An 11,750-nucleotide genomic window follows, 5' to 3' on the forward strand; every position below is an offset into this window, starting at 1 on the left:
ACTTGCAAGATAATCAATAAGTTAGGTTAGTGGTAAGGAGTGGCGATTACGGGGCAATGCCAACCGCTGCCGCCACTTTGTCGCCACTTGGCAGGGTCGCTAACGGGTTGAAGCGCAGGGCAGTTTCAAGGTGATCAGGAGCCAGGTGAGCATAGCGCATGGTCATTTTGATGTCGTGGTGACCGAGAATTTTTTGTAGGGCAAGAATGTTTCCGCCCGACATCATAAAATGCGCTGCAAATGTGTGGCGCAGAACGTGGGTAAGCTGGCCGCGCGGAAGCACAATGGAGGTTTTGTCCATCACTGACAAGAACTGGAAGTAGCAATCCGTAAAGAACTTGAAGCCGTCCAGGGCAATGATTTCCTCGTAAAGCTCTTTGCTAATCGGAATGCTTCGGTTCTTTTTGCCTTTGGTCCTGACGAATGTGATTCGGTATTTTGTGACCTGAGAACGGGTCAGATTCACAGCTTCACGCCAGCGTGCCCCTGTGCTTAAGCATATTTTAACAACCAGAGCGAGCAGGGGGTTTTGGTGATTGCAGTCGTACAAAAGCTCAGTAATTTGTTCATGCGTTAGCCAGGCCATCTCCTTTTCTGCGATGGTGAACTTGCGCATGTTCTCCAGTGGGTTCGGTGCTGTCCATTCTCCGAGTCGGGCCAGCTCGCTAAAAACACCGCTCAGATAGCTTTGTTCAAGGTTGATTGTTACCGGGCTGGCACCTTTCTTCCACTTCTCACTGAAATAGATTTCACCCGTTAGGCGTTTGTCACGGTAATGCGCGAACAATTTCGAGCTGAGATCAGTAGCAAGAGGGTTTCCGAGTGCATCGACCATCAGGACCAGCTTGTCGTAAACATGTTCACCAGCGGTAAGAGATTTGCCGTGCAGTTTGAACCAGAGTTCAACCACGTCTTTCAGAGTCCGACGGTCTACCGATTCACCTAGCCAGGGCTTAGCCTCTGCCTCATCCATCGTGTGACGCTCAAAGGACAATGCTTCGCCTTTGGTGGCGAACTGCTTGCGTACACGACGCCCGCTGCGCCCGGCGGGGTAGCATTCACAAATCCATTTTCCTGTGTCGAGTTTTCGTACTGCCATAAAAAAAGCCCTCATGTCTGAGGGCTAAATTTAACTGTATGTTTGGACAGGGGTCAATGTTTGATATATTTTTTGTATACATCGTATATTTTTACTTCTGCATTTCCCATCTCAGCGACTGCATCAACATTGTATAAATGTTAAATAAAAATGTTTTTAAGGTGAGAACAAGAAAAACAGCACTGCTGCCAACTATTATATACACTATTTTAACTCCAATTATTTTTTCACAATGAGGGATCATTAGCGCTTTAAGTATTTTTGTAATTAAACCATTTTCCTGTCCAAACATGAGAATGATTAAGTAAATAATAGACCATGTGATAAAATGGATGAAAACTCGCATGAAAACGCCATAAACATATTTCAAATAACTAAGGTTGTATTTAGGGTGCTTAACTTCCATTAGAGCAAGGAAAAGTTCGGGTTTGTTTATTGTAGCAAAAATAGTAAATCCTGTTATCAGAAAGCCAAGGGTTGTAGTGGTGAAACCAAATATTAAAGGAGCCCATTGTCTTACTGATGATATTAACTCTACAGATGAAGAAAGCCAGAACGCATTGAAAATTAATGCCAAAGATAATGCTAATGTAAAATAGAAATCAAAGGTATTTATTTTTATTTCTCTTGTTAGTCTATATACATCAAACAAAGATGTCTCTTTAACTAACTCATTTGGGTCAAATGTATATTTCATGCTAGAGCCACCTATTAATGATAGATGTTATCTTTGATATAATATTAGCACGATCTGGACGATTAGGCACAATAATATCCCCCTCTTCCTTTAATTCATTAAATGAGATATACGCCTCTCTAGACGCTTTTTCTAAATCTGAATCTAAATCAGGTTTAGGTGTTTTGAGAGTAAAGCTCTCATTATTCCCAGAGAGTGTAGCACCATTTTCATCTTTCCCTGAGATAACAACTTTTGAATTTGCCATTTGTGTTGCGCTTGTTGTTTTTTCGACAACTGCACTTGAGTTTAATCCATCTTCTGTTCTGTTTGTATATACCAATTGAGCCTTATTACTGTTCAGGTCCTCTTTTTCTCTTTCAATTTTACGCCAAAAATCATCAAGAGATATATTTTCACTATTTGTAGGAAGAAGTTCTATGGATAATCTATTTACGACTGAAAAGAGTTCCACGAAGTTATTTAAAGTTCTAGGATCAGTCAATGGTGTTACACGTAGTTTTGGTACCCCAAGTTTTTCATAAATATCTTTCTTGTAAATTCTTTTAACATGAGGTTTTTTCTTTCTGGTTCTTTTATTTTTAAGAATCTCATAGTCAACGAAAGAGTTGTAGCGTTTTGCTAAACAGTGTTTACTCGTATTTTCAAACTCTTCAAGAGTTGGTGCGCCAGCAACTTCTTTGCATAGCATTAATCTATGGTCATTAAGAATTAGGATGAATATTGAGCTGGGATGGCTTTCAAGTGTTTGGTGATCTTGAATTATCACACCATCTCGGAATATTTGATCACGTTTTAATGTGGTTTTTTTTATTATTCTTCCGCAAATGGCAATTGTAGGAAAAGGCAATGGGCCTTCAAACTGAGCATCAATAGTGTCTAAAGAGATTAAGCGTGTTTCTGTAAAGAAATACTCTGTATCTTTAAATTTCCTAATGTATTTTTCATCTGAGAATGAAGGTAAAACTATGCTTTCAAAAGCATCCAATAGTACTTTATCTGTACCAAAATTCAATGTGTAGTTAGCAAATTCAATTGTTTTTGTGAAACTCATGCTTAAACCCTTCTTTTTATTATGCCTTTAATGTGGTTATTAATTTCTATATCAGCTGCACCACACTCAAAACTATATTTTTCATTTTCAACTCGGATGCGATTGTTTGGTAGTTTGTAAACACTTCTTAAACTAAATTGACCATCAATCGATATTAACCATAGTCCATCAACGAGATTATACTCTTTACTTATAATATAAGATTCGTAATTGTCATTAACAATATAAGGCTGGTTTAGGATCTCAGGTAAAAGCTCTCGAGAAATAGAACGCTGTTGAATATTGATTAGTTCTCCATCATGCAGGTCAAAGGAGTCTAGTGTGATGAGTTCAGTGGTGCTGATTTGATTCAGCACGCCCTTACCTGATGTTAACCATTCGAGTGAAACACCGGTTTCCAATGAGCATCTTATAACCCAGTCAGCGGGGAATATATCTCGCATGTAGCGAGTAGCCATAGTGCTCTTAGATACGCCTAAATGGTCACATAGAGCTTGACGGGTTGAGAACCCGTATGCCTCAACCAGACGTTCAATTGCTTTCTTTCCGCCGGAATTGAAATCCAAAAGTCCTCCAAAACAATCTGAATTGCATTGACAGATTCCAAAAGCGATCTTAAAGTTGAACTCGAAGTGTTCTTTTGGAGCCTTCACAACTAATCACGATAAACAACGGCTCGCCACAAGCCGAACTAAAGAAGGAATGTTGCACCATGACCCCAAACATTTCAATCACTCTGAATACACCGCACGTCACAATTGAGCGCTATAGCGAACTTACAGGCCTGCCAGTCGATACGATCAATGACATGTTGGCTGATGGTCGCCTTCCGCGCCATCGTCTCCGTAAAGATAAAAAGCGCGAAAAAGTCATGATTAACATTGCTGCTCTGACTGTGGATGCACTATCGGCTTAAGAAATTTTTTGCTTATCGCACTCATCTTTAAGGTTCGATATTGCGATAAGTACGGAGATGAAAACTATGTTTGATTATAAAGTTTCCAAACACGGACACTTTGATGAAGCTTGCCGCACCTTCGCTCTACACCACAACATGGCGAAGCTGGCAGAACGTGCAGGTATGAACGTTCAGACCCTGCGTAACAAGCTCAACCCGGAGCAACCGCATCAGCTCACAGCGCCCGATATTTGGCTGTTAACCGATCTCACCGAAGATTCAACGCTGGTTGATGGATTTCTGGCGCAGATTCATTGCCTGCCATGCGTACCTACCAATGAAGTCGCACGGGACAAAATGCCGCAGTACGTCCTGAAAGCCACCGCCGAGATCGGTCGTGTAGCTGCAAGTGCGGTTTCTGGTGTTCAGCTAAATGCGACCACCCGCCGGCAGGTCGTCGAAAGCGTCAATTCTGTTACTCGTCTAATGGCACTTACCGCTATTTCTCTGCAGGCTCGTTTACAGGCTAATCCTGCAATGGCCAGTGTCGTCGATACCGTGACGGGCCTTGGTTCTTCGTTTGGGCTGAGCTGAGGTGTTTATGCTGAACAATGAACCCTCATTTGCGTCTCTTCTAGTTAAGCAAAGCTCGGCAATGCACTGCGGCCATGGCTGGATCATGGGGAAAGATGGTAAGCGCTGGCATCCGTGCCGCTCGCAGGATGCACTGTTGGCCGACCTGTCCACTATCCAACAGGGGAAACCATGGCTATTGAAGGTCCTGCAGCGACTGTTCCACTGAGTACCGGTCAGCGCCTGAATGGGCTGAACCACATCGCGGAGCTGAGAGCAAAAGTGTTTGGTCTGAATATTGAGCGAGAGCTGGAACGGTTTATTAATGAGATGCGCGATCCCCGCGACATTAACCACAAACAAAACGAGAGGGCACTGGCCGCCATATTCTTCATGGCAAAAATTCCGGCAGAACGTCACAGCGTCAATATTAATGAGCTGACCACTGACGAAACGCGGGAGCTGATTAAAGCAATGAATCATTTTCGTGCAGTGGTGAGCTTATTTCCCAAACGGCTAACCATGCCGAATTAACCCAAAACAGAAATTAATGGCGTAAACCCGCCGGGCATTCTTTTGCCCTAATTCAGGAGAATTGATTATGCGAAATAGTGAAACCCGCACCACCAAAACCGGACCGGATGATGCTGGTTTATTCCAGCTGTTTAACGAGACTCGCCTGGATGAGCGTAAAAGCTGCGCCTTTGCCTTTTCCATCCGCATGGAGGCACTGGCGCTTCACATCCTACAGAAGGAAATGAATGGAGTGGAGGCAGCGGAATTACTGCGCCGTGAAGTTGCCCGTTATGAAGCTGAATCACGCGGGGACTGGCACTGATGGCTGATTCCATGGATCTCGTACAGCAGCGCGTCGAAGAAAACCTGCAGCGCCATATTCATAACGCCCGCACCAGAAAGCCAGGCATTGCTCGCGTTCTTTGCATCGACTGTGACGCGCAAATACCAACGGCTCGCAGACAAGCCATTCCGGGCGTGCAGTGTTGCGTGACGTGTCAGGAAATCGCAGAACTGAAAGGCAAGCACTACACCCGAGGCGTGCTGTGAGCTTCGGAGCCTGTCAGTGATGCCTGAGTTAACAAAAGACAAAGGTGGCCCTACAGAGGCCGCCGGGGTTTTCCCATGGAACGCCCCGAAAAAAGCAGTAAACCCCTATCTGGACCCGGCGGAAGTTGCGCCGGTGTCTGCGCTTTCAAACCTGATCACTCTTTACGCTGCGGACAACGAGCAGAAACAGCTGCGCCGCGAGGCGCTGAGTGATGAGGTCTGGGAACGCTATTTCTTCAATGAATCCCGTGATCCTGTTCAGCGTGAAATGGAACAGGACCAGCTCATCAGTCGCGCCAAAATGGCCCGCGAGCAGCAGTGCTTTAATTCCGATTTAATCATTCTGGCCAACGTCAGCGCCGAACCCGCCCACGTCAGCAAACCGCTACTGGAAAGGATTAAATTCTTCCAGGGCTTAGGAAGGCAAAAAGCATATTCCCGCTATCTGCGTGAAACCATCAGGCCTTGTCTTGAGCGACTGGAGTGTGTGCGTGAAAGTCAGGTGTCTGCCTCGTTTCGTTTTATGGCGAGTCATGAAGGACTTGAGGGCCTGCTGGTTCTGCCTGAAATGAACCAGGAGCAGGTCAAGCGTCTGTCTACGCTGGTTGCGGCACATATGAGCATGTGTCTCGATGCTGCCTGCAGCGATCTGTTTGTGACTGATGACGTCAAGCCGGAACAAATCCGCCAGTCATGGGAAAAGGTGGCCGCTGAGGCTATGCGCCTTGATGTGATTCCTCCCGCCTTTGAGCAGCTGCGCCGCAAGAAACGCCGTCGTAAGCCGGTGCCCTATGACCTTATTCCGGGTTCGCTGGCACGTATGCTGTGTGCAGACTGGTGGTATCGCAAGCTGTGGCAGATGCGCTGTGAGTGGCGGGAAGAACAGCTGCGCGCTGTTTGCCTTGTCAACAGGAAAGCGTCCCCATATGTCAGCTATGAAGCCGTGATCCACAAACGCGAGCAGCGCCGCAAATCGCTGGAGTTTTTCCAGTCGCATGAGCTGGTCAATGCCGACGGTGACACGCTGGATATGGAAGACGTGGTGAACGCCAGCAGCAGTAATCCTGCGCACCGCCGTAATGAAATGATGGCCTGCGTAAAAGGTCTGGAGCTGATCGCAGAAATGCGCGGCGACTGCGCTGTGTTTTATACCATCACCTGCCCGTCACGCTTCCATGCGACCCTCAATAACGGCAGGCCCAATCCGAAGTGGACCAGCGAAACGGTCCGGCAGAGCAGTGACTATCTGGTCGATACATTCGCGGCATTCCGCAAAGCCATGCACAAAGCCGGGCTGCGCTGGTATGGCGTGCGCGTTGCCGAGCCGCATCACGACGGCACAGTGCACTGGCATCTGCTGTGCTTTATGCGCAAGAAAGACCGCCGCACCCTCACTGCGCTGCTACGTAAATTCGCCATTCGTGAAGACCGCGCCGAGCTGGGCCACAATACCGGCCCGCGATTCAAGTCTGAACTCATCAATCCACGTAAAGGCACGCCGACCAGCTACATCGCCAAATACATCAGCAAGAACATCGACGGGCGCGGACTGGCAAAAGAGATCAGCAAGGAAACCGGCAAATCACTGCGCGACAGTGCCGAGCACGTCAGCGCCTGGGCATCGCTTCACCGTGTTCAACAATTCCGTTTCTTTGGTATTCCAGGACGTCAGGCATACCGCGAGCTGCGACTGCTGGCCGGGCAGGCCGCGAGAGCGCAGGGTGACAAAAAAGCCGGCGCGCCGGTTCTGGAAAATCCGCGACTCGATGCCGTGTTGGCCGCCGCTGATGTGGGCTGTTTTGCCACCTACATCATGAAGCAGGGCGGCGTTCTGGTTCCCCGTAAAAATCACCTTATCCGAACCGCATACGAGCTTAACGACGAACCAGGCACCTACGGCGATCACGGCATCCGCATCTATGGCATCTGGTCCCCGATTGTTGAGGGCACGATCTGCACGCACGCGATGAAGTGGAAAATGGTTCGTAAGGCCGTTGACCTTCGGGAGGCGACAGCCGACCAGGGCGCTCGCGCCCCTTGGACTCGTGGCAATAACTGTCCCCCTGTTGAAAAAATGTACCAAACAGGGGGCGAAATACCGGGCAGCGAAGAACCTGCAGCGCTGCCAGACTTCGAGAACATGAGCAAAAAGGAACTGCGCGAGCTAACGGCCAGGCTGAGACTGGTCAAACCGAAGCGGCGGAAAGGGTACAAACAGGAAATTACAGAATACCAACGGCTGCAGCTCGAAGCGGAGCTGAGGTCGCGAGGGTTTGACGCCAGCGAAACGGAAGTGGATCTGCTCCTGCGTGGCGGAAGTATTCCCTCCGGGGCGGGGCTGCGTCTTTTCTATCGGAATCAACGTCTACAGGAAGATGACAAATGGCGTCAGTGGTACTGAGAAAGACAGGATTGAGGCTATCTATTAATCAAAGGGTTAGCTGAGTAAAAAACCATTTCAGCTTTAAATACATATGTTGTACTGTATATATAAACAGTAACAAGGGGAGGGAGTTGTGAACGATTTGTTCATGGAGTCACTTGCATTGCAGCGGATAGAACTTATGGCCCGGCTGGTCGCCAGCTCAGATTGTAGCGATGACGACAAGGAGGTTGCGATTTCGTGGCTTTCGGAGCTGACGAGCGATCTGGTTACCAGGCTGAATGAGTATGGAGTGAGGCAAGATGAAAGTACGCATTAGTGATTTTGCACCGTGGGAAGCTCCCTCCCGTACGGCAATCCGCTGCACGACGATGCTGTGCATGCCTATGGTGCATGGATTCGCATGATCCAAATATGATCTCTACGGGCTGGAGCCGCCAGAACTGGCGCGCTTTTCGGCCCGTCATGCACCTGCATGAAAACCACTACACAAAGCGGGCAGGCGTGGCGGGGATACGAGCGCGCGGTGGTGGTGGTAATTGCGTGCAATTTTCAAACCATTCTCGAGGTATCTGTGATGTGGTTCGATTTTTGGTCAAACTGGTTCAATTATTCGGTTTTTGGGTCTGTTGTGGCTGCTATTTAGCATTATTGGTGTATGATTGTTTTCATTGTGGTTGGCGTTTGCCGTAAAGGTGGTTGAATGATTAATGTTACGAATGAAATGCTCATTGATGTAGTCAGTGATGCACTTGCAGGGAAGAGAGAAAGCCTTCTCATGCGACTGAGAGTTATGGCAAAAAAACTCAAGAAAGAATCTCCTGAGTTAGCGAACAAACTTGAAAGCCTGCTTCTGCATACCAGCGGTGCTGTCGCTGTTGAGCGCGCCCAGCCTCTGATACCTAAAGCAGCTCCAGTTGATGCTGACAGTAGGCAAAAGTTGTTAGTTGAAACTTATCCTGTGGTTATTGATGTAGAACCTGTTTGGCCTAGCAAAACTGATGTGCAATTAAATCGATTTGTGATCGAATGGGAAATGAAAGAACGTCTTTATAAGGAGGGGCTTCACCCTTCCAGGTCTCTTCTTATGGGGGGACCTCCGGGAGTTGGAAAGACGTTAGCTGCAAAATGGTTGGCTAGTAAGCTTGATATGCCGCTTCTTACACTGGATCTTGCGAGTGTAATGAGCAGCTATTTAGGTAAAACCGGAAATAACATAAAAGCGGTTCTTAATTATGCTTCGTCATTTCCATGTGTGCTGTTACTTGATGAATTTGATGCAATTGCTAAAAAAAGAGATGATGCAACGGATGTAGGAGAACTCAAGCGATTAGTTACTGTGCTTTTACAAGCTATTGATGAGTGGCCTAATACCTCTGTACTAATTGCTGCTACAAACCATTCAGAATTACTCGATCCTGCTGCATGGAGACGATTTGATAGGGTGATTGATTTTGACTATCCAACAAAAGATCTAATTCAAAAATATTTAATATCTAAAGATATTGGCGATAATTTGGCTGGGTATATTTCGGCTAGATTGGATAAGGTATCTTATGCTGTAATTGAAAGAGCTATCAATCAGGCTAAGCGTAATTCTATTATAGAAAACTCTCCGTTAAGTTCATCGTTGATTGATGAGTTATTAGAAGGGGAGTCTATTGAAGATGTTATTAGAACAATGTTAGCTGAAAATGTTGCGCAAAGGAAAATTTCACGCGACCTAGGCATACCTAGAACTCAGGTCAGTAAATTTGTGAAGACAGAGGACGAAGGAAATGAATGACAAGAATATGTTGTTAGGATATGGGGAAACTCTAACTGGTTCAATAAAATTGAATCGGGGTGGCGGTGGTAAAAATAAGCCTTATACCTACTCTGAAAATAAACCTGTTATTTCCGAGCAATTGAGTGAGTTAATTTCTGAAATCAATAAAATTCCGCTTTCAGCAATGCCTGAGGGCAAGGCTGTGGCGAAATTTGTACTGCATCCAACATTTCTAGCTAAAAGCTATTTCCCTGTAGGACTGCTGGATAGATTTTCTCTTGGTAGTATCGGTAGTAAAGCTATTAAAATTAAGCCTAGAAAGGATATCAAAAAGAAAGGCCGGAAAGATGAATATACAACGGCCTGTATTTATGTTTCCGGTAAGCAGGAAAGCTTTCAGCAATTTCTTGATGCTGTCAATAAAGATGCGCTAACGAAAGGACAGCAGGATGACTTTATTACGCTGGAAAGCATTTCAATGCTTGAAGTGTCTGATAAAGTAAAATCAATCAATAATCATGAAATGATGAATATTGAGGTGGCTCTTCATACTCCAGAAAACACCTCAAACGTAATTGATTCTTTTGAATCCTTCGCTTTGCAAAATGGTGCTTTCATTGATACAGCAAGAAGTATAAAAGTTAAAGGCTTAACCTTTATGCCAATTAAGGCAAGTAAAGATGTTGCTTTAAAATTGGCTGAGTTTTCTTTCCTTAGAACGCTTAGAGAACTTCCTGAATTAAGATTAAGCGAACCAGTTATATCGCGCTCTGTGTCACAAACTTCGCATCTTAGTTTGCCTACTGAGGGGGCTGTGAATCCACATTTAAAGGTAGCTATATTCGACGGTGGCCTAGGTGTGGATGATTTCAGCCCATGGGTTACTGAGTACACCTTTAATGGCAACTCTGCCACAAGTGCTAAGCTGCTTTCTCACGGTCAGGATGTAACGTCCACAGTTCTGTTTGGCGTTCTGGGTATGGACACCGAGAAATTGATGGTGCCCTTTTGCAATATAGATCATTACCGTGTTTTGGATTCGAATATTAATAATACGGATGTTGATCTCTTTGATGTTTTGATTCGAATTAAAAGTGTTTTAGAACAAAATCATTATGATTATGTGAATTTAAGTTTAGGGCCAAGATTACCAGTTGATGATGATGATGTTCATGTGTGGACTTCTACGCTAGAGGAAATTCTTGCAACTGGTGAAACGCTTTGCACTATTGCAGTAGGCAATGATGGTCATCTCCCTGCTCAATTAAACAGAATCCAGCCTCCAGCAGACTTGGTTAATGGGTTGTCTGTCGGTGCGGCGACATCTTTATCTGAAGACTGGGAGCGGTGCTCCTACAGTTGCATTGGGCCAGGACGAAGCCCCGGTTTTGTAAAACCAGATGGGGTCGCATTTGGTGGGAATGAGGATGAACCTTTTCAGGTATACAGTCCAATGCTTAATGGGCTTGCTAGCACTGCCGGAACGAGTTTTTCAGCACCGTTGGTGTTGCGACAGGCTATAGCGTTAAGTTCATCGCTGCAATATAACATCACGCCTCTGACTGCTAAGGCACTTCTTATACATCACGCTGAATGTAAAAAAATTAACCGCCACGAGGTAGGTTGGGGTCGTTTCCCTCATGAGCTGAGTGAAGTGATATTCTGCGGGGATGATGAGGTAAAAGTTATCTATCAAGGAAAACTGAAGCCATCCCAACACATGCGAGCGCTTATTCCTGTTCCCGAAATTCTGATGAAAGGCCGAGTGAATTTGAGGGCAACATTCTGCTTCTCAAGTCCAGTAGATGCTGAGCATCCTTTAAACTACACCAGAAGTGGATTGGAAGTGACTATGCGTAAGGGCATATCGGATAGTGATGGACTAACGTTCCCTCTTTTCAACCTGAAAAATGTTTATGCTGATGAAAATGAGCAGCGCATTGATGCCCATAAATGGGAGACGACGCTAAGAAGCGAACATACCTTTAAAGAAGGTGAGTTAACTAATCCTTGCTTTGACATCGCTTATTATGGTCGCGATTGCGGGATGCCTGTTGATGTGGATGAGTTAGATGAATTGCCTTATGTTCTTATTGTAACTTTATCAGCTGAGGAAATGCCTGATTTATATAACCTGATAAGGCAAAAATATCAGACATTGCAGCCTATCCAGGTTCAGCAGCAAATTATTTTGCGTGCTTAATGTAAAAGGG

Annotated in this window: 13 protein-coding genes; 9 read left to right on the top strand and 4 right to left on the bottom strand. The window is 45.7% G+C overall.

What is annotated here, in order from left to right; all coding sequences use genetic code 11:
* Window positions 1–46: 46 nt before the first annotated feature.
* From M8013_RS23550 to M8013_RS18875, 4 genes are all read right to left on the bottom strand, one after another.
* The gene (locus tag M8013_RS23550; RefSeq protein WP_336264385.1) at window positions 47–1,099 is read right to left on the bottom strand and encodes a phage integrase; all 1,053 of its coding nucleotides are present in this window, start codon (window positions 1,097–1,099) and stop codon (window positions 47–49) included.
* Between the two features lie 91 nt (window positions 1,100–1,190).
* Window positions 1,191–1,796: a hypothetical protein gene (locus tag M8013_RS18865; protein WP_271269315.1), complete on the bottom strand. Its 606-nt coding sequence runs from the start codon at window positions 1,794–1,796 to the stop codon at window positions 1,191–1,193.
* 1 nt (window position 1,797) lies between these two features.
* Window positions 1,798–2,850, bottom strand: a complete 1,053-nt coding sequence (locus M8013_RS18870) for a hypothetical protein (protein ID WP_271269316.1) — start codon at window positions 2,848–2,850, stop codon at window positions 1,798–1,800.
* Window positions 2,851–2,852: 2 nt separating this feature from the next.
* Window positions 2,853–3,416, bottom strand: coding sequence for a phage repressor protein CI (locus tag M8013_RS18875; protein WP_271269317.1), 564 nt, complete (start codon window positions 3,414–3,416; stop codon window positions 2,853–2,855).
* 146 nt (window positions 3,417–3,562) lie between these two features.
* On the opposite strand from M8013_RS18875, the gene M8013_RS18880 reads away from it, so the two are divergent.
* The 9 genes from M8013_RS18880 (at window position 3,563) to M8013_RS18925 (ending at window position 11,740) form a co-directional block, all read left to right on the top strand.
* On the top strand, window positions 3,563–3,766 hold the full coding sequence (locus M8013_RS18880; protein WP_135719108.1) for a regulator: 204 nt from the start codon (window positions 3,563–3,565) through the stop codon (window positions 3,764–3,766).
* Between the two features lie 66 nt (window positions 3,767–3,832).
* Window positions 3,833–4,342, top strand: coding sequence for a phage regulatory CII family protein (locus M8013_RS18885; RefSeq protein WP_271269318.1), 510 nt, complete (start codon window positions 3,833–3,835; stop codon window positions 4,340–4,342).
* Between the two features lie 7 nt (window positions 4,343–4,349).
* Window positions 4,350–4,550 carry a phage filamentation protein Fil family protein gene (locus M8013_RS18890; protein ID WP_271269319.1) on the top strand — a complete coding sequence of 67 codons (201 nt, stop codon included), beginning with the start codon at window positions 4,350–4,352 and terminating at the stop codon, window positions 4,548–4,550.
* A complete protein-coding gene (locus M8013_RS18895; RefSeq protein WP_007848792.1) occupies window positions 4,514–4,855 on the top strand; it encodes a DUF5347 domain-containing protein in 342 nt (113 codons plus the stop codon). The genes M8013_RS18890 and M8013_RS18895 overlap by 37 nt, the downstream gene beginning before the upstream one ends.
* Before the next feature lie 67 nt (window positions 4,856–4,922).
* Window positions 4,923–5,159 carry a DUF2732 family protein gene (locus M8013_RS18900; RefSeq protein WP_271269320.1) on the top strand — a complete coding sequence of 79 codons (237 nt, stop codon included), beginning with the start codon at window positions 4,923–4,925 and terminating at the stop codon, window positions 5,157–5,159.
* Window positions 5,159–5,386, top strand: a complete 228-nt coding sequence (locus tag M8013_RS18905; protein ID WP_271269321.1) for a TraR/DksA family transcriptional regulator — start codon at window positions 5,159–5,161, stop codon at window positions 5,384–5,386. Before M8013_RS18900 ends, M8013_RS18905 begins: the two co-directional genes overlap by 1 nt.
* A gap of 19 nt (window positions 5,387–5,405) precedes the next feature.
* The gene (locus M8013_RS18910) at window positions 5,406–7,787 is read left to right on the top strand and encodes a replication endonuclease (RefSeq protein ID WP_271269322.1); all 2,382 of its coding nucleotides are present in this window, start codon (window positions 5,406–5,408) and stop codon (window positions 7,785–7,787) included.
* Between the two features lie 685 nt (window positions 7,788–8,472).
* Window positions 8,473–9,555, top strand: coding sequence for an AAA family ATPase (locus tag M8013_RS18920; protein WP_271269323.1), 1,083 nt, complete (start codon window positions 8,473–8,475; stop codon window positions 9,553–9,555).
* On the top strand, window positions 9,548–11,740 hold the full coding sequence (locus M8013_RS18925; protein WP_271269324.1) for a S8 family peptidase: 2,193 nt from the start codon (window positions 9,548–9,550) through the stop codon (window positions 11,738–11,740). Before M8013_RS18920 ends, M8013_RS18925 begins: the two co-directional genes overlap by 8 nt.
* The last annotated feature ends 10 nt before the right edge of the window (window positions 11,741–11,750 follow it).

Source organism: Silvania confinis (assembly GCF_025564085.1).
GTDB lineage: Bacteria > Pseudomonadota > Gammaproteobacteria > Enterobacterales > Enterobacteriaceae > Enterobacter > Enterobacter confinis.